Origin of the sequence: Pseudomonas sp. NEEL19 (assembly GCF_028751975.1) — a bacterium.
GTDB classification, from domain to species: domain Bacteria; phylum Pseudomonadota; class Gammaproteobacteria; order Pseudomonadales; family Pseudomonadaceae; genus Aquipseudomonas; species Aquipseudomonas juntendi.
Genome location: NZ_CP081491.1, coordinates 3,071,530 through 3,096,646 on the forward strand (window position 1 = coordinate 3,071,530; position 25,117 = coordinate 3,096,646).

The following is a 25,117-nucleotide window of genomic DNA, read 5'->3' on the forward strand; positions in this document are numbered from 1 at the left end:
AGCGGATATTTGCCATCCCAAATTACGATTTTTTATAAGCTTATAACCGGATTAACGTAGGCCTCGTCGAATCATTGCCCGGAGGACTCACATGGCCACGGTACCGTCCCATCCTGCCTACACCCCTACCCTTTCTACCAAAGGGCGGCTCAATGGCATCCTGTTCGTCGCGCTGTTCGCACTGGCTGTCACGCAACTGGCGGCCATACCCGCCATCGCCAGGCTTGGCATCAGCCCGCTGATTGTCGGCATCGTCGCCGGTGCGCTGTATGGCAACGCGCTGCGTGACGGCGTGCCGGCAAGCTGGGCCGCGGGTATCAATTTTTCCGCTCGCGGCTTGTTACGCATTGCCGTGGCGTTCTTCGGCCTGCGGGTGAGCCTGCAGGAAATTGCCGAGGTAGGCTGGTCGGGGCTAATCGTCTCGCTGCTGGTGGTTGGCAGCACATTGCTGATCGGCCTGTGGTGCGGCATGAAAGTCTTCAAGCTCGACCGCGACACCGCGCTGCTGACGGCCGCCGGTAGCGCCATCTGCGGGGCAGCCGCCGTGCTGGCATTCGAATCGGCGCTGCGCAGCGCCCCGCACAAGAGCGCCATGGCGGTGGGCAGTGTGGTGCTGTTCGGCACCTTGTTGATGTTCGTCTACCCCTTGGCGATCAACGCTGGCTGGCTGCACCTGGACACCTTGGGTGCCGGCCTGCTGCTGGGCGGCACCATCCACGAAGTGGCCCAGGTGGTCGGCGCCGCCAGCAACGTCAGCCCGGAAGTCACCCACATCGCGACCATCGTCAAGATGACCCGGGTCATGCTGCTGGTACCCGTGCTGCTGGTGGTCGGCCTGTGGATCAGCCGTTCGCGCCAGGCTGGCCAGGGCAAAGGCAACGGCCGCATCGCCATGCCCTGGTTCGCCTTCGGCTTTCTCGGCCTGGTGCTGGTGAACTCGCTGCAGGTGCTGCCCGACAGCGTGACCCAGGCGCTCAACGGCCTGGACACCTTCGCCCTGACCATGGCGATGACCGCGCTGGGCATGGAGACGCGCTTGAGCCAGATTCGTCAAGCCGGGCCACGGGCGCTGGCGACCGGGGCGCTGCTCAACCTGTGGCTGGTTGGCGGCGGCCTGGCAATCACCCTCGGGGTGCAGAAGTTGTTGAGCTGATCGGCAACCGGGCGGCGAAGCAGGCGTAGCCCTGCAAAGGTTTTTCACCGCCCCCCTCGTGGCCGCCCACATTTCTCGGTATGGTGTTGTCCAAGAAGGATGTTTTACCCGCACAGGAAAGACTTAGATGCCTCAACGCCATGTCATCAATGCATCCGTCAGCCCCAAAGGCAGCCTGGAGACGCTGTCACAACGTGAAGTGCAGCAACTGAGTGAAGTCGGTACCGGTAGCCTTTACACCTTGTTCCGCCAGTGCGCCCTGGCCATCCTCAACACCGGCGCCCATGTCGACAACGCCAAGACCATCCTCGAGGCTTACCGGGATTTCGAGGTGCGTATCCACCAACAGGACCGTGGCGTGCGCCTGGAGCTGCAGAATGCCCCGGCCGACGCCTTTGTCGATGGCGAGATGATCGCCAGCACCCGCGAAATGCTGTTCAGCGCCCTGCGTGACATTGTCTACACCGAAAGCGAACTGGCCAGCCAGCGCATCGACCTGGAAAGTTCCCAGGGCATCACTGATTACGTGTTCCACCTGCTGCGCAACGCCCGCACCCTGCGCCCGGGTGTGGAGCCGAAGATGGTGGTGTGTTGGGGCGGCCACTCGATCAGCAGCGAGGAATACCAGTACACCAAAAAGGTCGGGCACGAACTGGGGCTGCGCAAGCTGGACGTGTGCACCGGTTGCGGCCCGGGCGTGATGAAGGGCCCGATGAAGGGCGCGACCATTGCCCATGCCAAGCAGCGCATGCATGGCAGCCGCTACCTGGGCCTGACCGAGCCGGGCATCATTGCTGCCGAAGCGCCCAACCCGATCGTCAACGAACTGGTGATCCTGCCGGACATCGAGAAGCGTCTGGAAGCCTTCGTGCGGGTCGGCCACGGCATCATCATCTTCCCCGGTGGCGCCGGTACGGCAGAGGAATTCCTCTACCTGCTGGGTATCCTCATGCACCCGGACAACCACGACCTGCCGTTCCCGGTGGTGCTCACCGGCCCACGCAGTGCCGAACCCTACCTGCAGCAGTTGCATGCCTTTGTCGGTGCCACGCTGGGCGAGGCGGCACACCGCTTGTACGAGATCATCATCGACGACCCGGCAGAAGTTGCCCGGCACATGGTCGACGGGCTCAAGGCGGTTAAGCAGTTCCGCCGCGAGCGCAACGATGCCTTCCACTTCAACTGGTTGCTGAAGATCGAGGAGAGCTTCCAGCGCCCCTTCGACCCTACGCATAAGGCGATGGCAGAACTGGACTTGCGCCGCGATCTGCCACCGCACGAACTGGCGGCCAACCTGCGCCGGGCGTTTTCCGGCATCGTGGCCGGCAACGTCAAGGACAAGGGTATCCGCCTGATCGAGGAGCACGGCCCTTATCAGATTCGTGGCGACAGTGCTGTGCTCGATCCGCTGGGGCGGTTGCTGCAGGCGTTCGTCGACCAGCACCGGATGAAGTTGCCGGGCGGGGCGGCGTATGTACCGTGCTATCAGGTCGTGACCTGACAGCGACGTGTTTACCACAAGATATGCAGCGCCTGTGAGGTCGAGCGCCGCCCGCGCGGCGCTTCGCGGGTAAACCCGCTCCTACATTTGTTTCGGGCCAATTATGCCTGTGGGATTTGCGCGCGAACGCCTTGGCGCCCACCACGATATCGCGTCGTAAAAACAAGGCGGTCGCGCGCGCCTGTCACAGGCAATACTGGCCCGAAACAAATGTAGGAGCGGGTTTACCCGCGAAGCGCCGCGCGGGCGGCGCTCGATCTCACAGGCGCTGAAGATGCTCCGGCTACCCTTGCCAGAAACCATAGAATCTCCCACAGGGATCGCCTCAGGGCTGACCAAGGCTGAAGCCTCACTGGCCAACCCCCGCCATCGACCGCTCGACAAAACGAATACTGTCCCGCCCACCCCGCTTGGACTGATACAACGCCACATCACCCTGCTCGATCAGTGCCGCCAGACTCGCCGGCGGCTGGTCGAACAGGTTGGCGCCAATACTGAGCGTCACCGCCTCCGGCGTCGGCACCGTCTTGCCCGCATACAGCTGGAACTGTTCCCGCAAGATCCCACCCAGGTCCAACACCCGCTCATTGCTGGTGCCACTGAGCAATATGACAAACTCGTCCCCGCCCAAACGCGCCGCCAACGAGCGCTCCGGCAGCACCGTACGGATCATCTCGCTCAAGGCGACCAGCAACCGATCCCCGGCAATATGCCCATGCAGGTCATTGACCAGCTTGAAATTGTCGATGTCGATCAGCAGCAATGCACCAGGTTGGTTTGGGCTGACGTCCTTGAAAAAAGGTGCTGCCCGCACTTCCAGGGCCCGCCGGTTGTACAGCGCGGTCAGCGGGTCGCGTGCCGCCAACCGGGCAATCCGCTCCTCGCGTCGGTAACGCACGGTGCCAGTCATCGACAAGGCAATCAGCATGATCGCCATCGCCCCCTCCACAAGCGAAACCTGAATGATCAGCCCGCCAAACGTGACCAGGTCGATCAAGGTACCCGGTGCAATCGCAATGATTGCCTTGACCACGTAGAACACACCATGGAGCAACAGCACGTAGCGCAGCTGCACCGCGCCAACGCTCAACGACTTGCCATGCGGCCGCAACAGGAAGCTCGCCTTGAGGGTCAGCGCCGCTACCAGCAACGAGTTGACCATCAACATCACCTTCGACCACTGCGGCCCCACGGGCAACAGCAGCAGGGCGAACCAGACCAGCACGATGACCAGCCAGGCCCGTGACAAACGCTCCTGGGTAAAGCGCAGCACACCCCACAAGAAGAACCCATGGGCCACTACCAGCAAGCCATTGGCGAACCAGATGCCAATGAACAGCAAACCGATCCCGCGCAACAAGGCCAGCACGCAACCGACCGTGATGGTGGCGAAGCCTGCGCTCCAGAACAGTAGCGAGGACTCGCGAACACTGCGCCACTCAATTGCCAAATACAGGGCAGCCGCTGCTGCCAGGGCAACCGAAATGGTCAGCATCGTAGGTGGATCTAGCGCCATATACGCTTTGGCCTATCTGGTTAACAAGGAAAAGGGCGCGATTGTATGCGCTTGTGATGACTTTTCAGAGGGGCCCTGGTCGGGAGCCCGTAAATCATAGCTCAACCGCAGGAACGCCTGCGGTAGCATCATATTGATATCATCGCAGGCTGAATAGCTGACCTGACGATCAGTCAGCTTCCCTTCATGAAGCCCTCGGTCAGGCCCAGGCAGCCATTTCCTTGCGCCAGATCGTTGCGCTACCGCGCCGTGCTTCAGCCGGTGTCACAACACCCGCTTGATCAACGGTTCCAGGCGGCTGTAGCGCAAACGCCGCAGGAACCGGCGCACTTCCTTGGGGTGTTCGGCCTTCACCCCCAGGGCCTCCAGCGAATCGATCGGCGGCGCGAAATGGCGCAACCCGTCGAGCTCCGCTTCACGCGGCGCCAACCATTGCCCATGCGGGTCGTCGATCAGCAAGCCGTTCTCCAGGTCCAGGTTGAACCCCCGCGGGTTCAGGTTGTTGCCGGTCAGCAGCGAATAACGCTGATCGACCCACACCCCCTTGGCATGAAACGTATGCCCCGGATCGTTCCAGATGCGCACTTGTAGCTGCCCGCTGGCTATCGCCGCCTGGCGGCGCCGAACGAAGGCGCGCAAGGTGTCCTCGTACAGGTAAGGCAACGCGCCACTGGCGCTGAATGGTTCGCCTGGGGGGATATAGAAGTCGTTCGCTGTGCGGTCGCCGACAATCAACTCAACCCGCACCCCACGTGCCAACGCCTGGTCAAGCTCGCGCATCACGACACGTGGCGGGTTGAAATACGGCGTACTGATGATGATCTGCGCCTGCGCCGCCGCCAGTAATGCGCACACGGCCCGGTTCAACCGGTTGCCTCGACCCACGCCCAGCAGCGGTATGACCCGCAGGCCCTGCCCTGGCTCAGGGGCCGGGGCCTGATAGGCCATGCGCCGCATCCGCGCGCGCAGGCGCCGGATGTCACCGCGCAGGCTACGGGTAGAAGGTGGCGCCGGCAGATCGAGACGCGGCGTGGCGGCCGGATGCAGCAGGCGCTGCACCAGGTCGGCCATGGCGTCCGCCAGTGCCGGTGACTGGAACAGGTGATAGCGGTCCAGGCGGTAACGATCGAAACGGTGCAGGTACACGTTGTTCAGGCTGGCACCGGTATAGATCACACAGTCGTCGATGATGCTGCCCTTGAGGTGCAACACCCCAAACAGCTCGCGGGTCTGCACCGGCACCCCATGGATGGCGATCTCCAGCCCGTGCAACTGGCGCTGGGCCTGGTACCAGGCCGCATTGCCCGGCTGACGCCCGGCCCCCAGCAGCCCGCGGCGGGCGCGGAACCAGTCGACCACGACGGTGATTTGCAGGCCTGGGCGCGCGGCCTTGGCCTGGTACAAGGCGTCCAGTACTTCCTGGCCTGCCTCGTCTTCCTGCAGGTACAGGGCCACGATGACAATGCGCCGGGTGGCCATGCCGATACGCTCGAGCAGGCAGGCACGGTAGGCCTTGGCATCGGGCAGCACCTGAATCGACTCAGGTGCGATAGCGTAGCCTGGCAGGCTTGCCAGCAAGGTTTCGGGGTTCACTGACAATCACCTTCTCTATGCGATCACTGTCGGCCCTGCCAACGGGCAGAGCCATTCCTGGCCGCTGCGCCCTGGGTGTAAGATCGACCCGGCAACGACCTATAACAACAAGCACCACGCGAGGCCCTGTTTTTCACTGCCCCTGACAAACCACGGCTCAGCTTGCACAGGTACAGCGCAATGGTCCACCCCGTTTCTGCAAACCCGCCGCTTTCAAGTGTAAAGCGTTGTTCGGTCAAGACCTTCGGCTTTCTGATTTTGCCCAATTTCACCACGATCGGCCTGGCATCGGCCGTCGAACCCCTGCGCATGGCCAACCTGGCCGCACATCAAACCTTGTTTCGCAGTGTGTTGATTGCGGCGGATGAGGCACCGGTGGTGGCCAGCAACGGCATGCGCGTACTGCCCGACTACAGCATCGCCAACGCCCCTGCCCTGGACACGCTGCTGGTGGTAGGCGCCAACCCGATCGACCGTGGCCGCGGCAACCGCCCGCTGATCGAATGGCTGCGCCACCTGGCACGGCAACACCTGCCCCTGGGCGGTATCTGCACCGGCAGTTACCTGCTGGCCAGGGCCGAGCTGCTCACCGGCTACCGCTGTACCATCCACTGGGAAGACCTGCCAACCCTGCAAGCGCATTTTCCCGGCATTGTCATCTCCAGCCAGCTGTTCGAGCTGGACCGCGACCGTTATACCTGCTCGGGCGGGGTGGCGGCGATGGACATGATGCTGCAACTGGTAGCCCGCGAGCCCGGTGGCCAGGCTATCGCCGCCAAGGCGGCAGAACTGCTGCTGTGCGATCGCGTGCGTGGCGAGCGCGACCGCCAACGGGTGCCGTTGCGCACCCTGCTCGGCAGTGCCCAGCCCAAACTCAGCCAGGTGGTGGCGATCATGGAGGCCAACCTCGAGGAACCGCTGACCCTCGAAGAGCTGGCCAGCCTCAACGAGGTGACCGTGCGCCAGCTCGAAAGGCTGTTCCACAAATACCTGCAACGCACCCCCAGCCAGTACTACCTGGAACTGCGCCTGTCACACGCACGGGAGCTGCTGCTGCGCAGCGATGTGCAGGTGCGCGAAGTGGCGCTGGCGTGCGGGTTCAGTTCGCCAGCGCATTTCTCCAAGAGCTACAGCCGGTTCTTCGGCTTGTCACCACTGGGCGAGCGGCGGCAGGCCTCGTTGCACTGACCGGGGTCATGGGCTAGGTCAGGTTCGCACCCTTTGCGCGATGTGGGGGCCAGGTGATTCAATCTTCCAGCGCAGCGTGGGCTGTTTCCCGGCACATCAGCATGGCCACCAGCGCCACCAGTGCCGCTGCCAGCAAGTAACCCGCCGGCGCCAGTTTGCTGCCGGTCACCTGGATCAGCCAAGTGGCAATGAACGGTGCAGTGCCGCCAAACAGCGCATTGGCCGCATTGAAACTCAAAGCAAAACCGCTGAACCGCACCCGCGTGGGAAACAGCTCTGCCAGCAGGCACGGCAAGGTCCCGTCGTTCATCGCCAGCATCGCACCGAACAGGATCTGAATCGCCAGGATCACCAGCAGCGGTTGCCCGTCCAGCAGGCTGAACAGCGGCACGGTCAGGCCAAGGAACAACAGCGATGCCACCACCAGCATGGTCTTGCGTCCAAACAGGTCAGACAGCCGCCCCATCAGGAAAACAAGGCCGATATAGGTGGCCAGCGACACCGTCGACGCAATGAATGAATCCCGCTCGCTCATGCCCATTTCAGTGGACAGATAGGTCGGCATGTAGCTGAGCAGCAAATAGAACGCCACCGCGTTGAGGCAGGTAACCCCCATGCCGATAGCCAGGCTGCGGCGATGCTGGCCGAGCAGTTCGCGCAAGGGCGCCGGAGCCATGCCGGCCTTGTTTTCCAGGCGCTGCTCCATTTCCAGGAACTTGGGCGTGTCCTGCAAGCTGATGCGGATATAGCGCCCCACCAGGCCAAATGGCGCCGCCAGCAGGAACGGGAGGCGCCAGCCCCAGGTGTGCAAGGCTTCACTGCTGAGCCCTTCATGCAACAGCGCGACGAACGCTGCCCCGAACAACAGGCCCGCCGCGGTACTGGCCGGCACAATGCTGGTGTACAAGCCACGCCGGCCCGGCGGCGCGTACTCGGCCAGGAACGCTGCTGCACCGGCATACTCACCCGAAGCGGAAAACCCCTGCACCAGGCGAATCAGCAACAGCAGCGCCGGTGCCCATAGACCGATCTGGGCGTAACCGGGTAGCAAGCCGATGCAGAAGGTGGACAGCGACATGATCAGGATTGACCACGACAGCGCCGTGCGCCGGCCATACCGGTCGCCGAAATGGCCCCAGACGATGCCGCCCAATGGGCGTACCAGAAACGACAGGGCGAACACTGCAAAGGTTGCCAACAGGCTGGTGGCCTTGTCGGCCTGCGGGAAGAAGGTGGCGGCGATGATGGTGGCCAGGTAGCCATAGGCTGCGTAGTCGAACCATTCGACGAAGTTGCCCATGAAACTGGCCCGGGCAGCCCTGCGCAGGGCTTGGCGTTCGGCGCTGTGCGAAACGCCAGCGACGGCGGATGGGTCAAGGGTGGTGCTGGACATGACGGGTACCCCATGGTTGTTCTAATTGGAGGCAGGGCGTGGTGGTCATACGGGATATTGTTGTTGTGTGTAGTGGCTTTGGCCCCGACACACCGGCGCCCACAGGGCGCTGGGGTGCCGGCGCCAAAGCCGGCATCAGTCTTATTTGCGAATGATGTTGTGCTCCGGCCCATACGGGAACCGGGTGATGTTTTCGGCACCGCTGTCGTGGACGATCAGGATGTCATGCTCGCGATAGCCACCAGCCCCAGGCCGGCCTTCGGGCAGCATGATCATCGGCTCGATCGACACCACCATCCCCGGCTCCAGCACTGTGTCGATGTCTTCACGCAGTTCAAGCCCGGCCTCGCGGCCGTAGTAATGGCTCAAGGTGCCGAATGAGTGGCCATAGCCGAAGGTGCGGTATTGCAGCAGGTCATGGCGCAGGAAAATGTCATTCAGTTCACGGGCAATGTCGCTGCAGCGCATGCCTGGGCGCACCAGTTTCAGCCCGGCTTCGTGCACCTCGACGTTGGCCTGCCATAACCGCAGGTGCGCCTCCGGGCAGTGGTCGAGGAACAGCGTACGCTCCAGTGCGGTGTAGTAGCCGGCGATCATCGGGAAGCAGTTGAGGCTCAGGATCTCCCCCTTGCCGACCCGGCGGCTGGTGACCGGGTTGTGTGCACCGTCGGTGTTGAGCCCGGACTGGAACCAGGTCCAGGTGTCCATCAGTTCGGCATCCGGGAAGCGTCGGGCAATCTCGCGCACCATCGCCTGGGTCGCGTGCAGCGCCACCTCGTACTCTGGCACCTGGTCACGCAGTGCCTCGACCACCGCAGCCCCGCCGATATCGGCTACCTGTGCACCGTGGCGGATCAGCGCCTGTTCCTCGGCCGACTTGATCATGCGCATGCGCATGCAGGGCGCGCCGATATCGACCAGTTCGGCTTTCGGATAGCAGGCCGCGAACTTGGCGTGGTTCTGCAGGTTGAGGTGGTCGTACTCCACCCCGATGCGCGAGGCCAGGGGCAACGCCTGCTGGATCGCGACGAAGTAGTTGTCACGTTGCCAGTCGGTGTAGACGATGTTGTCGGTACCGACCGTACGCCGCCACGGTTGCCCGCCATCGATATTGGCGCTGACCGAGACAACCTTGTCCTGGGTAACGACCAGCGCATAGGGGCGGCCGAACGAGCAATAGAGGAAGTCGCTGTAATAGTTGACGTTGTGGTACGAGGTGAAAATGGCCGCTTCGATGTCGTGTTCCGCCATGTACGCCCGCAGCCGGGCGTGGCGGGCGGCATATTCCTGGGCAGAAAAGGTCGGCTGCACCTTGTTGCCGTTGCGGATTTTCAGGGTCTTGGGCATTTGCATGGTCGGGTTTCCTTGTCGATGTGAGCACGCTGTTCAGGCCGGCCGCCTGAGAAGCATTGCAACAGAACCGACAAGGGCACTTTTGTATCTATCCGACCTGGAATTGGCGGGATCGCCAATGGCAAAGGGGGCTGCCCAGCAGCCCCCGCAGGTTCCTCACTTCAGGTCAAAACGGTCCAGTTCCATGACCTTCTCCCAGGCGGCAACGAAATCGCGCGCGAACTTGGCGCCGCCATCACTGCTGCCGTACACCTCGCTCAACGCCCGCAATTGCGCATGCGACCCAAACACCAGGTCAACGCGGCTTGCGCTCCATTTCACTTGCCCGCTCTTGCGGTCGCGGCCTTCGAACGCTTCGTTGTCTGCCGAAGTCGGCTTCCACTCCACGCCCATGTCCAGCAGGTTGCGGAAGAAATCGTTGCTCAGGGTACCGACCTTGTCGGTGAACACGCCCTGTTGGCTCCCCGCATGGTTGGCACCCAACACGCGCAGCCCGCCGATCAGTACGGTCATTTCCGGCGCGGTCAAGGTCAACAGCTGCGCCTTGTCCAGCAACAACTTCTCGGCTTTGACGCTGTAGCGGCCCTTGCTGAAATTCCGGAAGCCGTCTGCCAGCGGCTCCAGCACGGCGAACGATTCCACGTCGGTCTGTGCCTGCGTAGCATCGGCACGGCCCGGGCGAAACGCCACGCTCAGGTCATGACCGGCGTCCTTGGCGGCCTTCTCCACGGCAGCGGCACCGGCCAGCACGATCAAGTCGGCCAGGGAAATGTGCTTGCCGCTGGCAGCGAACTCGGCCTGGATGTGCTCAAGCGCGGCAACGACCTTGCCGGTACCCTGGTTGGCCACCCAGTCTTTTTGCGGTGCCAGGCGCAAGCGACCACCGTTGGCACCGCCGCGCTTGTCAGAGCCCCGGAAGGTCGATGCTGCAGCCCAGGCCGTGGCCACCAGCTCGCCCACGCTCAGGCCCGTGGCCAGCACCTTGGCCTTGAGCGCGGCAATGTCCTGCTCGCCCACCAGCGGGTGGTCGACTGGCGGGATCGGGTCTTGCCACAGCAGCTCTTCATTGGGCATTTCCGGGCCCAGGTAGCGCGCCAGCGGGCCCATGTCGCGGTGGATCAGCTTGTACCAGGCGCGGGCGAAAGCATCTGCCAGTTGCTCAGGGTTGTCCTTGAAGCGCTTGGCGATAGGCCCATAGACCGGGTCGAAACGCAGCGCCAGGTCGGACGTGAGCATCGACGGCGCGTGGCGTTTGGCCGGGTCGTGGGCATCCGGTACGGTGCCCGCACCTTTGCCCTCCTTCGGTGTCCACTGGTGGGCACCTGCGGGGCTTTTGGTCAGCTCCCACTCGAAGTCGAACAGGTTGTTCAGGTACTCGTTGCTCCACTTCGTCGGCGTCGAAGTCCAGGTCACTTCAAGGCCGCTGGTGATGGTGTCGCCGCCCTTGCCGGTACCCAACCTGTTGGCCCAGCCCAGGCCCTGCAGCTCCAGCCCAGCGGCTTCCGGCTCGGGGCCGACATTGTCGGCCGGGCCGGCACCGTGGGTCTTGCCGAAGGCATGGCCGCCGGCGATCAGCGCCACGGTTTCTTCATCGTTCATGGCCATGCGGCCAAAGGTTTCACGGATATCCCTGCCCGAGGCGACCGGGTCGGGGTTGCCCTCCGGCCCTTCCGGGTTCACGTAGATCAGGCCCATCTGTACGGCGGCCAGCGGGTTTTCGAGGTTACGCTCGCCACCGAGGTCTCGGCTTTGTTCCTGTGGGTGCTTGGCGGGCTCTGCCACCAGGTCCCCTTGCCCGGGCGGCTGGGCCTTGACCTGCTCCTTGCCATAGCGGGTATCGCCACCCAGCCAGACCTTTTCCGAGCCCCAGTAGACATCTTCGTCCGGCTCCCACACATCGGCGCGGCCGCCAGAGAAGCCGAAGGTCTTGAAGCCCATCGACTCCAGCGCCACATTGCCCGTGAGCACGATCAGGTCGGCCCAGGAAATCTTGTTGCCATACTTTTGCTTGATCGGCCACAGCAGGCGCCGGGCCTTGTCCAGGCTGACGTTGTCTGGCCAGCTGTTGAGCGGTGCGAAGCGTTGCTGGCCAGAGCCTGCGCCACCGCGGCCATCGGCAATGCGGTAGGTGCCGGCGCTGTGCCAGGCCATGCGGATGAACAGCGGGCCGTAGTGGCCGAAATCGGCCGGCCACCAGTCCTGCGAATCGGTCATCAACGCGGTCAGGTCTTGCTTCAGGGCCTGGAAATCCAGGCTTTTGAAGGCCTTGGCATAGTCGAAGTCCGGCTCCATCGGGTCAGACTTGGACGAGTGCTGGTGCAGGATTCTGAGGTTGAGCTGGTCAGGCCACCAGTCACGGTTGGTGGTGCCGCCACCTGCGGTTTGATGGAACGGGCATTTCGATTCGTTCGACATCTGCGGGTACCTTTAGGTCGATTATCCAGATTTCCGGTCTGTGCCAGATGTTCGCTCAGCCGAGCAGGCGCGCGTGCCATGCCTGATCAGGTGTAAACGGGGGCTCGCGAAGCTGTCACAACGGGTGGGTGCGGTCTTGCACAGGCGTGCTGCCCCCACCGGTGCGCGGAATTCGCGGGGCCAGGAGAAAGACTAGCCGAGCCTGGGCGCAGGTCTAATAGAGCGGCTGTTTGGCCGCGATAGGTTGGCTCTTTCAGCGCCGCAGCTTCAGCCACCAGGCCGCCGGCACATCCATACAAGGCACGACGCGGCGGCCCATGCTTCAATACAGCGCAAAACCCTTAGCTCCGGAACCCAAGCCTCATGAACCGCAACGACCTGCGCCGCGTCGACATGAACCTGCTGGTGCTGTTCGAAGCCTTGATGATCGAACGCAACCTCACCCGCGTCGGTGAAAAGCTGTTCATCACCCAGTCCACCGTCAGCGCCGCCCTCGCCCGCCTGCGCGAACTGTTCGACGACCCCCTGCTGATCCGCAACGGGCGCGCCATGGAGCCCACGCCACGGGCGATGCAGATCTTCGCGGAGCTGGGCCCGGCCATGGATGTGATTTCCGCGGCCATCAGCCGCGCCCGCGAGTTCGACCCGGCCAGCAGTTGCAACGTCTTCCGCCTGGGGCTGTCGGACGATGCCGAGTTCGGCCTGTTTCCGGCCTTGCTGCAAGCCCTGCGTGAAGAAGCGCCGGACATCAGCGTGGTGGTCCGGCGGGCCAACTTTCTGTTGATGCCGGGCTTGCTGGCCAGCGGCGAGATCTCGGTGGGGGTAAGTTACACCACCGACCTGCCGGCAACCGCCAAGCGCCGCAAGCTGCGCGATATCGGCGTGCGAGTGCTGCGCGCCGACGATCGGCCGGGGCCGCTGACACTCGACGAATACTGTGCCCGGCCGCATGTGATGGTGTCGTTTTCCGGTGACATGAGCGGCAACATCGACCTCGACCTGGCGCGGATCGGTCGATCCCGCAAAGTGGTGCTGGCCGTGCCGCAGTTCGGCAGCCTGCGCGCCCTGCTGCGCAACACCGAACTGATCGCCACGGTACCTGACTACGCTGCCTGTGCACTGGTCGAGGACAGTTGTCTACGCGCCGACCCTGCACCGTTCGAGATCACCGAGGCCGAGCTGTCGATGGTCTGGAGTGGCGCCCAGGACAACGACCCGGCCGAGCGCTGGCTGCGCGAGCGCATCATGCAGTTCATGGCCAGCCAGCCTTGACGATGGCCAGGCTTACTTGCCCCGCTGCATCCACGCCGCCCCCAGGCCGCTGAGGCAGATCACCGCGATACCCACCAGGCTCAAGGTATCCGGTACCTGGCTGTACACCACCAGGCCAAGCAAGCCGGCGAACACGATCTGGCAATAGCTGAACGGTGCCAGCAACGCGGGTGCCGCATGGCGGAATGCCTGGGTCAGCAACAGGTGCGCGGTCATGCCGAAACCGCCCAGCGCCAACATCAGCAAGGCATGGTCCCAGCGCGGCACTTCCCAGAAGAACGGCACCAGCGCACTCATCGCCAGCGTATTGCACAGCCCCGCATAGAAGTTGCTGGTGGTGGGGCTGTCATGCGCGGCCAGGATACGCGTCAGCAACTGATAGAAGCAGAAGCCCAACGCCGAGCCGAACGGGTACAGAATCGCCGGGGTAAACATGGCCCCACCCGGGTGCACCACCACCAGCACGCCGATGAAACCCAGCACCACCGCCACCCACTGCGCCACGGTAACCCGCTCTTTGAGCAATGGCGCCGACAGTGCGGTGACCAGCACCGGGGCCAGGAAGTTGACCGCCGTTGCCTCGGCCAGTGGCAGGTACTGCAAGCCCGTGGTGAACAGCAGGCTGGTGCTCAGCAGGCTCAGGGCACGCAGGGTCTGCAACAGCGGGCGGCGGGTACGCAGGACGTTCAGGCCGGCCTTGGGCAGGAAAATGCCGGCCATCAGCAGGGTATGCACCACATAGCGCGCCCATACCACCATCACGATCGGGTACAGGCCGCCGAGGAATTTGGACAAGGCATCGTGGCTGGCGAACAGGAACGTCGCAACCACCACCAGGGCGATGCCACGCAAGGGTTTGTTGACGCCGGACAACGGTGTACTGGAACTCATGGCTCTCTCGATGACGACGCCGCCATAGGCCGCGCCAGGGGGATGACCGCGCAGGCGGAGCCTGGCGGATGCAACAGCTGGGATTCTAGAAGAGATGCCGCAACATAAGGAAGTTCATTTGCCCCAGGCCGGGGCCGAACGCATTTTCCGTTCGCTGATCGACCACTTTGCGCGCCGCGCGCATGGCCCGTGCCGCAGTGATCATCGACCATGGGGCCTCACCCGGCACACTGTAAAAGGAATTGACATGCAAAGGCTCACAACCCGTAACGGCCTGAAACTGCCTGCCCTGGGCCTGGGCACCTGGCCAATGACCGGCAGCGCGTGCACCCAGGCCGTGCGCCAGGCATTGGAGTTAGGCTACCGGCACATCGACACGGCCACCGCCTACGAGAACGAAGCCGCCGTCGGCCAGGCCCTGCGCGACAGCGACGTCCCGCGCGAGCAGGTCCACCTGACCACCAAAGTCTGGTGGGACCGGCTGCAACCCAAGGCCATGCGCGCGTCGCTGGAAGCCAGCCTGCGGGCACTGGGTACCGAGCAGGTGGACCTGTTCCATATTCACTGGCCCGGCCAGCATGAAGACCTGGCCCGCAGTATCGAGACCTTGGTAGCCCTGCGTGAAGAAGGCAAGGCACGCCACATTGGTGTGGCCAACTTCCCCTTGGGCTTGCTACGCGAGGTCGTGGAACAGCACGGGGCGCCGTTGTCGGCGATCCAGGTGGAGTACCACGTGCTGCTCGGCCAGCAGCCGCTGCTGGATTACGCCCGTAGCCATGATCTGCTGCTCACCGCCTATACCCCGCTGGCCCGCGGCCAGGCGGCGGCGCACCCGGTGATCCAGGCGATTGCCGGCAAGCACGGCGTACTGCCCAGCCAGGTGGCGCTCAAATGGTTACTGGACCAGGACGGTGTGGCGGCGATCCCCAAGGCCAGCAGCCGCGAAAACCAGTTGGCCAACCTGGCGGCGCTGAACCTGCAACTGGATGACGAGGACCGCGCTGCGATTGCCGAACTACCGAAAGACCAGCGTGTGGTCAGCCCGCCCTTTGCCCCGGACTGGAATAGCTGACCGGGGGCCACGCCGGTGGCGCTCAGTGCCGGGCGCCACTCACCAGGTAATTGAGCAATGCGGGCTCATCTGCCAGGTCAATGGCCCGCACTGGGCGCGACAGGTTCGCCACGACTGCGTTGCAGAATGCCACCGCGGTTGGGTCCTGGGCATAGCAACGCAGCAGCCAGTCGCCCCCGTCGCCGAGCAACTGCAGCGCCACTGCCCGGCCGATGCCTTGGCGGCGGTATTTCTTCAAGATGAACAGGTCGGCCAGCTCCAGGGCGTGAATGCCAGGCAGCTCGCTGCGCTCGACTAGCACGAAACCGGCGATGAAACCGTCGGCCAGCACCAGGTAGGCACCCCAGCCGGCAGCCTGCCAATAGCGCTGCAGGTGTTCGTCATGAATGTAGAAGCGGCCGTCCAGTTCCACATCTTCCTCTTCCCAGTCGGAGGATTCATAGGCATAGAACTGGTACAGGTTGCGGATCAGCGGCGCCTGGTCGGCAGTGGTTGGCAATAGCGTGATAGGCGGCATGATGCGGCGCTCGGCTAAAACGGCGGATTCTAGATCATCCCGCCATTGCTGGCCTGCATGTGCGGTCAATCCTGCTCGGCAAACGCCTGCCCTGCATCCCAGCCACCGCCTAGCGCGGCCACCAGTTGCACACTGGCCACCAAGCGCCCTTGCAGCAGGTTCAGCACACTGCGCTCGTTACTCAACGCGGTGGCCTGAACGTTGACGACGTCCAGGTAACCGATCAAGCCTGCGCGGTACTGGTTTTCGGTCAGGCGCAGCGATTCGCGGGCGGCATCCAGCGCTTCCTGGCGCACCACCGCTTCATCACCGTAGACCTTCAACTGCACCAGCAGGTTTTCCACTTCCTTGAAGCTGTCCAGCACGGTCTGCCGGTACTGCGCCACGGTCTGGTCATACACTGCCACGGTGCGGTCAACCTCGGCGCTGCGCTTGCCGGCGTCGAACAGGGTCAGCGCCAGTTGCGGCCCCACCGACCAGTAGCGGTTGGGCAATTCGATCCAGTTGTTGAAACTGCTGCTGGAATACCCCCCATTCATGCTCAGGCTGAGGTCCGGGAAGTACGCCGCCCGCGCCACGCCGATATTGGCGTTGGCAGCCATTACATTGCGCTCGGCCGCAGCAATGTCTGGCCGACGCTCGAGCAATTGCGAAGGCAGTGACACCGGAATGCGCGGCAGCGCGGGGATAGCCTTGCTGTCGGCCAGGTTGAAGTCGGCCGGGGGCTTGCCCAGCAACACCGCAATGGCGTTCTCGAACTGCGCACGCTGCCAGATCAGGTCGATCAGGTCAGCCTGGGTGCTTTTCAGCTGGGTGCGCGCCTGGGCAACCGCATCGGGGCCGGCAACGCCGGCGCGGTACTGGTTTTCATTCATCCGCAACGAACGCTGGTAAGCGGCCACGGTCGCCTCGAGCAAGCGCTTCTGCTCGTCGATCACCCGCAGTTGCAGGTAGTTCTGCACCAGTTCCGATTGCTGGCTCAAGCGGATCGAGGCGAGGTCGGCGAGGCTGGCTTGGGCACTGGCCTGGTTGGCACTCAGGGTTTCCCGCAACTTGCCCCACAGGTCGATTTCCCAGCTCACGCCCAACTGCGCATTGTAGGTGTCGCGTATGCCGCTGCTGTTGTTGGACAGGCTGGAGCTGGAGCTGCCAGTACCCTGCGCCGAGCGGTTCTTGCTGGCGCTCAGGTCAAGGCTGGGGAACAGCGACGCACGGCTGCTGCGCACCAGCGCCTGGGCCTGGCGGTACTGGGCTTCGGACTGCGCCACGGTCTGGTTGCTGCGGTTCAGTTCCTCGACCAGCGCATTGAGCCCGGCGTCGCCATAGATTTCCCACCAGGCGCCACGGGCGATGGCATCGGACGGTGTGGCCTGGGTCCAGCCCTCGGCGTGTTTGAACTGCGCCGCCGTGCTGTCCAGCGCCGGGCGCTGGTAGTCCGGGCTCAGGGTGCAGGCACTGAGCATGGCTACGCACAACCCGGCGCTGAGCAAGCGCGAGCCACGCCCGCGGGTCAACGCCTGCAGGCCACGATGCAGTGGGGAGTGGGCAAATGTCATAGCGGGGTTTCCATGGCGGCGTCGGTGCGCACACCGCGCCAACGGTTGAAGCGGTGGCGCAGGCGGTCGAGGTACAGATAGACCACCGGCGTCGTGTAAAGGGTCAGGATCTGGCTGAACACCAGGCCACCGATGATGGTCAGGCCCAGCGGCTGGCGCATTTCGGCGCCTTCGGCCTGGCTCAGCAGCAGCGGCAAGGCACCGAGGATGGCCGCCAAGGTGGTCATCAGGATGGGCCGCAGGCGCAGCAGGCACGCGCGGCGAATCGACTCCTCCGGAGACAGGCCCTGATGACGCTCAAGTTGCAGGGCCAGGTCGATCATCAGGATGGCGTTCTTCTTCACCACACCAATCAGCAGGAACAACCCCAGCAGCGAGATCAGGCTGAACTCGCCACCGGTCAGGTACAGCGCCAGCAAGGCCCCGACGCCGGCCGACGGCAACGTGGAGAGAATGGTCAGCGGGTGAATGTAGCTTTCATACAGAATACCCAGCACCAGGTACACCAGCAGCAATGCACCCAGGATCATGAACGGCTGGCCCTGCTGGGTCTTGGCAAAGGCATCGGCGCTACCGCCGAGCTTGGCGATCACCCCCTCCGGCAGGCCCAGGGCCGCCACTGCCCGCTCCACCGCGGCCAAGGCCTGGTCGGGGCTATAGCCTTCGGCAATGTCGAAGGCGATGTCTTCGGCAGCGAACTGGCCTTCGTGGCTGACCCTGTCGTTGGCCAGGGTATTTTCGTAGTGGGCGATGGTCGACAACGGCACCCGGGCACCGTCAGCGGTGATCACCTGCACTTGTTCGAGGGTGCTGGGGTCCCAGGCGTATTTCGGGTTGATTTCCAGCACCACCTGGTACTGGTTGAGGCTGTCGTAGATGGTGGAGATCTGGCGCTGGCTGTAGGCGTTGTTCAGCACCGTGGTGACCATGTCCATGTCGATCCCCAGCCGCTTGGCCTGGTCGCGGTCCACCACCAGCGTCACCTGCTGGGTGCCACCCCCATCGCGGGCGTCGATGGCAGTCAGCTGCGGCAGCGCGCGCAGCGCCGCCACCACCTTTGGGAACCACTCGCGCAACGCCGCCAGGTCGCCGCTTTGCAGGGTGTACAGGTACTGCGACGAGGTCTGGTCACGCCCGCCACCCCCCAATTGCAGGTCCTGGTCGGCCATCAGGAACAGCCGCCCACCCGGCACCTTGGGCATCTCTTTGCGCAGGCGCTCGATCACTTTTTGCGCGTCCAGCTTGCGCTCGCTGATCGGCTTCAGGCGCACCAGTATCATGGCGTTGTTGGTACCGCTGTTGCCGCCGATGAAGCCGGCAACGCTCTGCACCGCAGGGTCGGCGAGCAAGGCGCGACGGTAGGTTTCCATCTTCGGCTGCATCACGCTGAAAGACAGGCCATCGTCACCGCGGATAAAGCCCATCAGTTGGCCGGTGTCCTGCTGGGGCATCAGCGTCTTGGGCACCACCACATACAACGCGATATTCAGGCCAATGGTTGCCAGCAGGCTGAACAGGGTCAGGCGCTTGTGGCGCAGGGCCCAACCCAGGCTGCGGTCATAGGCGTCGACCATGCGCAGGTGGAGCTTGTCGCTCCAGCGTTGCAGGCGGGTCTGCTCGGCGTTGTGCGGCCTGAGCCAGCGCGCGCAGAGCATCGGCGTAAGGGTCAACGACACCACCAGCGACACGATGATTGCCGCCGCCAAAGTGATGGAAAATTCCTGGAACAGGTTGCGCACGATGCCGCCCATGAACAGGATGGAAACGAACACCGCCACCAGCGAGACGTTCATCGACAGCAAGGTGAAGCCGACTTCCTTGGCGCCCAGGAAGGCCGCCTTCATGGGTGGCTGGCCGTCTTCGATGTGCCGGGAAATGTTCTCCAGCACCACGATGGCGTCGTCCACCACCAGGCCGGTGGCAAGGATCAGCGCCATCAGTGACAGGTTGTTGAGCGAGAAACCACACAGGTACATGACAGCGAAAGTCCCCACCAGCGATACCGGCACCGCCAGGCTGGGGATCAGCGAGGCGCGCAGGCTGCCGAGGAACAGGTAGACCACCAGGATCACCAGCACCACCGCGATCAGCAGGGTGTGCTCGGCCTCCTTGAGGCTGGCATTGATGACCGGCGACCGGTCCATGGCCACGTTCAGTTGCACGCTGGCGGGCAACAGCGACTGCAGGGCCGGCAACTGCGCCTTGATCTGCCCGACTGTCTCGATGATATTGGCGCCAGCCTGGCGGTTGACCACCAGCAGCACTGCCGACTGGTCATTGAAGAAGCCACTGTTGTAGCGGTTTTCGACCCCGTCGGTAATCGCAGCCACGTCGGACAGACGCAGAATGGTCCCATTCTGCTGGCGAATGACGATGGGCTCGTAGTCCTTGGCCTTCTCCAACTGGTCATTGGCGCGCACCTGCCAGTTGCGCTCGGCGTCTTCGACAAAACCCATGGGCCGGCGCTGGTTGGCGTTGGCCACCGCGGTGCGCACTTCATCCAGTGACAGGCCGTACTGGTTGAGCAATTGCGGTTCGACGGCAATGCGCACCGCCGGCAACGAGCTGCCGCCGATCTGCACCTCCCCTACCCCGGACACCTGGGCCAGGCTCTGCGCCAGAATGGTGTCGGCCAGGTCGTACAGCTGCCCCTTCTGCAACACGTCCGAGGTCAGCGAAAGCACCATGACCGGCGCCTGCGATGGGTTGATCTTCTTGTAGGTAGGCATGCTGCGCATGCCGCTGGGCAGCAGGTTGCGGGTGGCATTGATGGCCGCCTGCACTTCACGCGCCGCACCGTCGATATCACGGCCTATCTCGAAACCGATGATCACCCGCGTCGAGCCCTGGTTGGAGCTGCTGGTCAGGGTGGTCACGCCAGCGATGCTGCCCAGCTTGCGCTCCAGTGGCGTGGCCACGGTAGAGGCCATGACCTCGGGGCTGGCACCGGCCAGGTTGGCCGACACCACAATCACCGGGAAATCCATTTCCGGCAGTGGCGCAACCGGCAGCAGCTTGAAGCTGACCCCACCCAGCAGCATGATCGCCAGGCTCAGCAGCATCGTCGCCACCGGGCGACGAATGAACGGCCCCGACAGATTCATGCTTCGGCCTGCTTCGCGCTATCGGCCGGGCGCCAGCGGCGCGCCAGGCGGTCGAAATACAGGTAGATGACCGGCGTGGTGAACAACGTCAGCACCTGGCTGACCAGCAAGCCACCGACCATCACCAGGCCCAGCGGCTGTCGCAGCTCGGCGCCGGAGCCTGTGGCCAGCATCAGTGGCACGGCCCCGAACAGCGCCGCCAGGGTGGTCATCAGGATTGGCCGGAAGCGCAACAGCGCCGCCTGGTAGATGGCGTCCCGCGGGCTCATGCCTTGATGCCGTTCGGCTTCGAGGGCGAAGTCGATCATCATGATCGCGTTCTTCTTGACGATACCGATCAGCAGGATGATGCCGATGATCGCGATCATGCCCAGGTCGTTGCCGCTGATGAGCAAGGCCAGCAAGGCGCCGACGGCCGCCGACGGCAGCGTCGAGAGGATGGTCACCGGGTGGATGTAGCTCTCGTACAGCACGCCCAGCACGATGTACATGGTGACCACCGCTGCCAGAATCAGCAGCAAGGTGCTCGAAAGCGAGGCCTGGAAGGCCTCCGCCGCCCCCTGGAAGCGGGTTTGCACCCCCAGCGGCATGCCGATGTCCTGCTGTACCTGCTCGATCACCTGCACCGCTTCACCCAGCGACGCGCCATGGGCCAGGTTGAAAGACAGGGTCACGGCCGGGAACTGGCCAATGTGCGAGATCGCCAACTGGGCCTGGCGCTGCTCGATGCGCGCCAATGCCGACAGGCGTACCTGGCCGCCATCGGCAGCCTTGACGTGGACCGACTCCAGCGCCTGCGGGCCGATGACCGCGGCATCTTTGGCCTGCAGCACCACGCGGTACTGGCTGGCCTGGGTGTAGATGGTCGAGATCTGCCGCTGGCCAAACGCGTCGTACAAGGCGTTGGTGACCTGCGACACGGTGATGCCCAAACGGCTGGCCATGTCGCGGTCGATGACCATGTATACCTGCAGGCCTTTGTCCTGCAGGTCACTGGCCACATCGGCCAGCTCGGGGCGCTGTTGCAGCGCCTGCACCAGTGTGCCGCTCCATTGCGCCAACAGGTCGGCATCGGGCGACGACAGGCTGAACTGGTACTGGGTGCGGCTGACGCGGTCTTCGATGCTCAGGTCCTGCACCGGTTGCATGAACAGGCGAATGCCCACCAGGCGGTCGACTTGCGGCTGCAGCCGGCTGATCACTTCGCTGGCCGTGACGTCGCGTTCGCCGTGGGGCTTGAGGTTGATCAGCAAGCGGCCGCTGTTGAGCGTGGCGTTGTCACCATCGACACCAATATAGGACGACAGGCTTTGTACGGCCGGGTCCTGCAGGATCACCTTGCTCAAGGCCTGCTGGCGCTCGCTCATGGCGGCGAACGAAGTGGACTGCGGCGCTTCGGAGATGCCCTGGATGACCCCGGTGTCCTGCACCGGGAAGAAGCCCTTGGGCACCACCATGTAGAGGAATACCGTCAACCCCAGGCTTGCCACCGCCACCAGCAACGTCAGCGGCTGGTGCCTGAGCACCCATTGCAGGGCGCTGCCGTAGTGTTTGATCAGCCAGTCGATCCAGGCGCCACTGGCACGGTAGAACCGGCCCTGCTCTTCTTCCTTGGGTTCACGTTTGAGCAGGCGCGCGCACATCATTGGCGTCAGGGTCAGCGACACCACCAGGGAAATCAGGATGGCCACCGCCAGGGTGATGGCGAACTCGCGGAACAGGCGGCCGACCACGTCGGCCATGAACAGCAGCGGGATCAGTACCGCAATCAGCGAGAACGTCAGCGATATCAGGGTGAAGCCAATTTGCCGGGCGCCCTTGAGCGCGGCCTGCATGGGCGTTTCGCCCTCTTCGATATGGCGGGAAATGTTCTCCAGCATGACGATGGCGTCGTCGACCACGAAGCCGGTGGCGATGGTCAGCGCCATCAGCGTGAGGTTGTTGACCGAGAAGCCGGCCAGGTACATCACGCCGAAGGTGCCGATCAGCGACAGCGGTACCGCGATAGACGGAATGAGGGTGGCGCTGGCCCGGCGCAGGAAGACGAACGTGACCATGACCACCAGCACGATGGCGATCAGCAGTTCGTGCTGGACATCCTTGACCGCGGCGCGGATGGTCTGGGTACGATCGGTGAGCACCGACACATCCAGGCCCGCAGGCAGGTTGTCGGTGATCGACGGCAGCAGCGCCTTGATGCGGTCTACCACTTCGATCACGTTGGCACCCGGCTGGCGCTGGATGTTCAGCAGTACCGCATGGTTTTCGTTGGCCCAGGCTGCCAGGCGCTCGTTCTCGGCACCGTCGACGATTTCGGCCACGTCCTTCAGGCGCAGCGGCGCACCGTTGTTATAGGCCAGGATCAGGTTGGCGTATTCCTCGGGGGAGCGCAGCTGGTCGTTGGCGTCGAGCATCGACACGCGGGTGGGCCCGTCGAAGTTGCCCTTGGGCTGGTTGACGTTGGACGCGCCGATCAGCGTGCGGACATCTTCAAGGTTCAGGCCATTGGCCGCCAAGGCATCGACATTGACCTTGATCCGCACCGCCTGGCGCTGGCCCCCGGCGATGCTCACCATGCCCACGCCGCTGATCTGCGCAAGCTTCTGCGCCACCCGGGTATCGACCAGGTCGTTGAGCTTGGGCAGCGGCATGGTCTTGCTGGAAATGGCCAAGGTCAGCACCGGTGTGTCGGCCGGGTTGACCTTGTTGTACACCGGCGGCGCCGGCAGGTCGCTGGGCAGCAGGTTACTGGCGGCGTTGATCGCGGCCTGTACCTGCTGCTCGGCAACGTCCATGTTCATGTCCAGGTTGAAACGCAGGGTGAGCACCGATGCGCCGCCGGAGCTGGTCGAGGCCATTTGCTCAAGCCCGGGCATCTGGCCGAACTGGCGCTCCAGCGGCGCGGTCACCGCGCTGGTCATGACCTCCGGGCTGGCGCCGGGGTACAGGGTCATGACGCGGATGGTCGGGTAGTCCACCTGCGGCAAGGCAGAAACCGGCAGCAGCTTGTAGGCGATCAGGCCGGCCAGCACGATGGCCAGCATGCTCAGCGTGGTGGCGACCGGCCGCAGGATGAACAGGCGCGAGAGGTTCATGCGCCCGCCTTGCCTGCTGCGGCACCAGGCTGCGCTTGCCCTGGCTGGCCCTCACCGGCATGTGCCGACCCTTTGGCATCCTGGCCCTGCAGTTTCTGGCCTGGGGTCGTCGGCACCTGCGAGCTGTTTTCGACCACCTCGACCTTGGTGCCCTCGCGCAGGCGGTCGGTACCTTCCAGTACCAGGCGGTCGCCGGCCTTCAGGCCATCGAGGATAACGCTGTGCTCGCCATCACTGGCACCGACCTTGAGCTTGCGTACATTGACCGTACTCTGGTCGTTGACGACGTAGGCGAACGTGCCGTCGTTACCGAACTGAATGGCTGCCGCCGGGGCCATGACCACCTGCTTGAGGGTGTCGGCCAGCAAACGCACGTTGACGAACTGGTTGGGGAACAGGGCCAGGTCCTTGTTCTCGAAGCGGCCCTTGAATTTCAGGGTGCCGGTGGTGGTGTCGATCTGGTTGTCGATACTGGCCAGTACCCCCTTGGACTGCAGCTTGCTGTCACTGCGGTCCCAGGCCTCGACCGGCAGGCTGGCGCCGCTGCGGTAACGCTGCAGCACGGTGTCCAGTTCGGTTTCCGGCAAGGTGAAGGCAACGCTGATGGGCTCGGTCTGGGTGATGACCACCAGGGCATTGGTGTCGTTGGCCGCTACCAGGTTCCCCAGATCGAGCTGGCGCAGGCCCACCCGGCCGTTGATCGGGGCGCGGATCTGGGTGAACTCCAGGTTCAGCCGGGCATCGTTGACTTGCGCCTGGTTGGTCTTGACCAGGCCCTGAAACTGCGCCACCTGGGCCTCGGCCGTGTCGAGGGTCTGCTTGGCGATACTGTCTTCGGCGTACAAGCCTTTGTAGCGGGCCAGGTCGACCTGGGCGTTCTTCAACTGCGCCTGGTTCTGTGCCAGCGTGCCTTCGGCCTGCTGCAGCGCGATCCGGTAGGTGCGCGGGTCGATTTCGGCGAGCAGGTCGCCGGCCTTGACCTGCTGGCCTTCCTTGAAGTGGATTTTGACCAGCTCGCCTGCCACGCGGCTGCGCACGTTGACCGTGTTGGTCGCAGTCACTGTACCCAGCGCCTTGTAATACAGCGGGAAGTCACCCACGGTCACGGGTTCGACGCGCACAGGCACCGGATCGGTTGAACCACCGAAGCCCGGGCGGCCGCCCATGCCCATGCCTTTGCCACCACGCCCGCCGCTGGCATCCTTATGCCCAGGCGTTGCTGCAGGCCACAGCCACCAGGCCAGCGCAGCCACCAGCAGCAGGATCAGCAGGCCGAGCAGCCAGCGACGAGGGGAACGGGAATTGGACGCTTGCATGGGTTGAACGAACCTTGTTCGGAATGACGGCTTGGGGAGGGTGAACGATAAGCACTGACATCGTTTTAGCAAAGGGCCTTTACCAGAGGTTTACCTTTGGCTGACGTTGCCAAGATGCGGAATTTTAAATGAAAACGGCCCGGAACGTGTTCCAGGCCGTTACAGGGTGTTGCTTGGAGCGC

General features: G+C 63.8%; 16 protein-coding genes. 5 read left to right on the forward strand and 11 right to left on the reverse strand.

The genetic code is table 11. The features are described from left to right. Positions 1-91: 91 nt before the first annotated feature. Together K4A76_RS13665 and ppnN are read left to right on the forward strand one after the other, a co-directional pair. On the forward strand, positions 92-1,153 hold the full coding sequence (locus K4A76_RS13665) for a YeiH family protein (protein WP_274410479.1): 1,062 nt from the start codon (positions 92-94) through the stop codon (positions 1,151-1,153). A gap of 127 nt (positions 1,154-1,280) precedes the next feature. Then, positions 1,281-2,654: a nucleotide 5'-monophosphate nucleosidase PpnN gene (gene ppnN, locus K4A76_RS13670; protein ID WP_054913755.1), complete on the forward strand. Its 1,374-nt coding sequence runs from the start codon at positions 1,281-1,283 to the stop codon at positions 2,652-2,654. A 349-nt stretch (positions 2,655-3,003) separates the two neighbouring features. On the opposite strand, the gene K4A76_RS13675 is transcribed toward ppnN, so the two are convergent. Together K4A76_RS13675 and pssA are read right to left on the reverse strand one after the other, a co-directional pair. Continuing rightward, a complete protein-coding gene (locus tag K4A76_RS13675) occupies positions 3,004-4,149 on the reverse strand; it encodes a GGDEF domain-containing protein (protein ID WP_274410480.1) in 1,146 nt (381 codons plus the stop codon). Between the two features lie 285 nt (positions 4,150-4,434). After that, positions 4,435-5,763 carry a CDP-diacylglycerol--serine O-phosphatidyltransferase gene (gene pssA, locus K4A76_RS13680; protein WP_274410481.1) on the reverse strand — a complete coding sequence of 443 codons (1,329 nt, stop codon included), beginning with the start codon at positions 5,761-5,763 and terminating at the stop codon, positions 4,435-4,437. Between the two features lie 180 nt (positions 5,764-5,943). On the opposite strand from pssA, the gene K4A76_RS13685 reads away from it, so the two are divergent. Next, a complete protein-coding gene (locus tag K4A76_RS13685; protein ID WP_274410482.1) occupies positions 5,944-6,951 on the forward strand; it encodes a GlxA family transcriptional regulator in 1,008 nt (335 codons plus the stop codon). 58 nt (positions 6,952-7,009) lie between these two features. Here the strand turns inward: K4A76_RS13685 and K4A76_RS13690 are convergent, their stop codons facing one another. The 3 genes from K4A76_RS13690 to katG form a co-directional block, all read right to left on the reverse strand. Continuing rightward, complete coding sequence (locus K4A76_RS13690; RefSeq protein WP_274410483.1) at positions 7,010-8,344, reverse strand: MFS transporter; 1,335 nt, start codon at positions 8,342-8,344, stop codon at positions 7,010-7,012. Positions 8,345-8,485: 141 nt separating this feature from the next. Continuing rightward, complete coding sequence (locus K4A76_RS13695) at positions 8,486-9,697, reverse strand: M24 family metallopeptidase (RefSeq protein ID WP_274410484.1); 1,212 nt, start codon at positions 9,695-9,697, stop codon at positions 8,486-8,488. 156 nt (positions 9,698-9,853) lie between these two features. Beyond that, positions 9,854-12,112, reverse strand: coding sequence for a catalase/peroxidase HPI (katG, locus tag K4A76_RS13700; protein WP_154211648.1), 2,259 nt, complete (start codon positions 12,110-12,112; stop codon positions 9,854-9,856). Positions 12,113-12,475: 363 nt separating this feature from the next. On the opposite strand from katG, the gene K4A76_RS13705 reads away from it, so the two are divergent. Then, positions 12,476-13,384, forward strand: coding sequence for a LysR family transcriptional regulator (locus tag K4A76_RS13705; RefSeq protein ID WP_054913790.1), 909 nt, complete (start codon positions 12,476-12,478; stop codon positions 13,382-13,384). Positions 13,385-13,396: 12 nt separating this feature from the next. Here the strand turns inward: K4A76_RS13705 and K4A76_RS13710 are convergent, their stop codons facing one another. Further along, complete coding sequence (locus tag K4A76_RS13710) at positions 13,397-14,275, reverse strand: DMT family transporter (RefSeq protein ID WP_009682408.1); 879 nt, start codon at positions 14,273-14,275, stop codon at positions 13,397-13,399. Between the two features lie 247 nt (positions 14,276-14,522). Between K4A76_RS13710 and K4A76_RS13715 the strand changes: the two genes are divergently transcribed. Next, entirely contained in the window at positions 14,523-15,347 is an 825-nt protein-coding gene (locus K4A76_RS13715) for an aldo/keto reductase (RefSeq protein ID WP_054913791.1), read from the forward strand. A 22-nt stretch (positions 15,348-15,369) separates the two neighbouring features. On the opposite strand, the gene K4A76_RS13720 is transcribed toward K4A76_RS13715, so the two are convergent. The 5 genes from K4A76_RS13720 to K4A76_RS13740 all read right to left on the reverse strand — a co-directional run bounded on the left by K4A76_RS13720 (position 15,370) and on the right by K4A76_RS13740 (position 24,935). Further along, positions 15,370-15,864, reverse strand: a complete 495-nt coding sequence (locus K4A76_RS13720) for a GNAT family N-acetyltransferase (protein ID WP_274410485.1) — start codon at positions 15,862-15,864, stop codon at positions 15,370-15,372. Between the two features lie 65 nt (positions 15,865-15,929). Then, a complete protein-coding gene (locus K4A76_RS13725) occupies positions 15,930-17,420 on the reverse strand; it encodes an efflux transporter outer membrane subunit (protein ID WP_110679799.1) in 1,491 nt (496 codons plus the stop codon). Next, the gene (locus tag K4A76_RS13730) at positions 17,417-20,524 is read right to left on the reverse strand and encodes an efflux RND transporter permease subunit (RefSeq protein ID WP_125855353.1); all 3,108 of its coding nucleotides are present in this window, start codon (positions 20,522-20,524) and stop codon (positions 17,417-17,419) included. Before K4A76_RS13730 ends, K4A76_RS13725 begins: the two co-directional genes overlap by 4 nt. Next, positions 20,521-23,619, reverse strand: a complete 3,099-nt coding sequence (locus K4A76_RS13735; protein ID WP_274410486.1) for an MdtB/MuxB family multidrug efflux RND transporter permease subunit — start codon at positions 23,617-23,619, stop codon at positions 20,521-20,523. Before K4A76_RS13735 ends, K4A76_RS13730 begins: the two co-directional genes overlap by 4 nt. Then, complete coding sequence (locus tag K4A76_RS13740) at positions 23,616-24,935, reverse strand: MdtA/MuxA family multidrug efflux RND transporter periplasmic adaptor subunit (protein ID WP_110679796.1); 1,320 nt, start codon at positions 24,933-24,935, stop codon at positions 23,616-23,618. Before K4A76_RS13740 ends, K4A76_RS13735 begins: the two co-directional genes overlap by 4 nt. Positions 24,936-25,117 lie beyond the last annotated feature (182 nt).

Bases quoted from the DNA above. Each gene is read 5' to 3' on its own strand.
- K4A76_RS13665 (WP_274410479.1), top strand. From the start codon at position 92: ATGGCCACGGTACCGTCCCATCCTGCCTACACCCCTACCCTTTCTACC.
- ppnN (WP_054913755.1), top strand. From the start codon at position 1,281: ATGCCTCAACGCCATGTCATCAATGCATCCGTCAGCCCCAAAGGCAGC.
- K4A76_RS13675 (WP_274410480.1), bottom strand. From the start codon at position 4,149: ATGCTGACCATTTCGGTTGCCCTGGCAGCAGCGGCTGCCCTGTATTTG.
- K4A76_RS13685 (WP_274410482.1), top strand. From the start codon at position 5,944: ATGGTCCACCCCGTTTCTGCAAACCCGCCGCTTTCAAGTGTAAAGCGT.
- K4A76_RS13690 (WP_274410483.1), bottom strand. From the start codon at position 8,344: ATGTCCAGCACCACCCTTGACCCATCCGCCGTCGCTGGCGTTTCGCAC.
- K4A76_RS13695 (WP_274410484.1), bottom strand. From the start codon at position 9,697: ATGCAAATGCCCAAGACCCTGAAAATCCGCAACGGCAACAAGGTGCAG.
- katG (WP_154211648.1), bottom strand. From the start codon at position 12,112: ATGTCGAACGAATCGAAATGCCCGTTCCATCAAACCGCAGGTGGCGGC.
- K4A76_RS13705 (WP_054913790.1), top strand. From the start codon at position 12,476: ATGAACCGCAACGACCTGCGCCGCGTCGACATGAACCTGCTGGTGCTG.
- K4A76_RS13710 (WP_009682408.1), bottom strand. From the start codon at position 14,275: ATGAGTTCCAGTACACCGTTGTCCGGCGTCAACAAACCCTTGCGTGGC.
- K4A76_RS13715 (WP_054913791.1), top strand. From the start codon at position 14,523: ATGCAAAGGCTCACAACCCGTAACGGCCTGAAACTGCCTGCCCTGGGC.
- K4A76_RS13720 (WP_274410485.1), bottom strand. From the start codon at position 15,864: ATGCCGCCTATCACGCTATTGCCAACCACTGCCGACCAGGCGCCGCTG.
- K4A76_RS13725 (WP_110679799.1), bottom strand. From the start codon at position 17,420: ATGACATTTGCCCACTCCCCACTGCATCGTGGCCTGCAGGCGTTGACC.
- K4A76_RS13730 (WP_125855353.1), bottom strand. From the start codon at position 20,524: ATGAATCTGTCGGGGCCGTTCATTCGTCGCCCGGTGGCGACGATGCTG.
- K4A76_RS13735 (WP_274410486.1), bottom strand. From the start codon at position 23,619: ATGAACCTCTCGCGCCTGTTCATCCTGCGGCCGGTCGCCACCACGCTG.
- K4A76_RS13740 (WP_110679796.1), bottom strand. From the start codon at position 24,935: ATGCAAGCGTCCAATTCCCGTTCCCCTCGTCGCTGGCTGCTCGGCCTG.